Source organism: Nonomuraea aridisoli (assembly GCF_003236395.1).
Classification (GTDB): Bacteria; Actinomycetota; Actinomycetes; order Streptosporangiales; family Streptosporangiaceae; genus Nonomuraea; species Nonomuraea aridisoli.
Genome location: NZ_POUD01000703.1, coordinates 1 through 399 on the forward strand (window position 1 = coordinate 1; position 399 = coordinate 399).

At 65.4% G+C, this 399-nt stretch carries 1 protein-coding gene; it reads right to left on the reverse strand.

Going from position 1 to position 399, the window contains the following annotated elements; genetic code table 11:
- Positions 1 to 146: 146 nt before the first annotated feature.
- Positions 147 to 399 (reverse strand): SDR family oxidoreductase (locus tag C1J01_RS48820; protein WP_146616088.1); only part of this gene is annotated, 253 nt, incomplete at its 5' end.

The window sequence follows — 399 nt, forward strand, 5'->3', positions numbered from 1 at the left end:
GGCCACGACTGGTTCGACACCGCGGTCACCGATCAGATCGCGTTCCTGCGCCGCACGCTGTCCCTGCGCTGAATTCTTCTGCGCGAGCAGACGTGAAACTGCGCGAAATCCCGCGTTTTCGCGCAGTTATGTGTCTGCTCGCGGTATCAGAACTGCGTCGAACCCAGGTCGACAGCCACCCGGCTCGCGGTGACGAAGCGCGATTCGTCGCTCGCCAGCCACACGGCGGCGTCGGCGATGTCCTCGGGTTCGGCGATGTAGTCCGGCAGGAACGGCGTGACCATCTGCATCAGGCCCGGATTGGTGTCGTTGGCGCGCGTGAGGGCGGCCAGCATGTCGCCGGTACCCATCGGGGTGTTGACGGCACCTGGATGCAGGCTGTTGACCCGGATCCGGTGC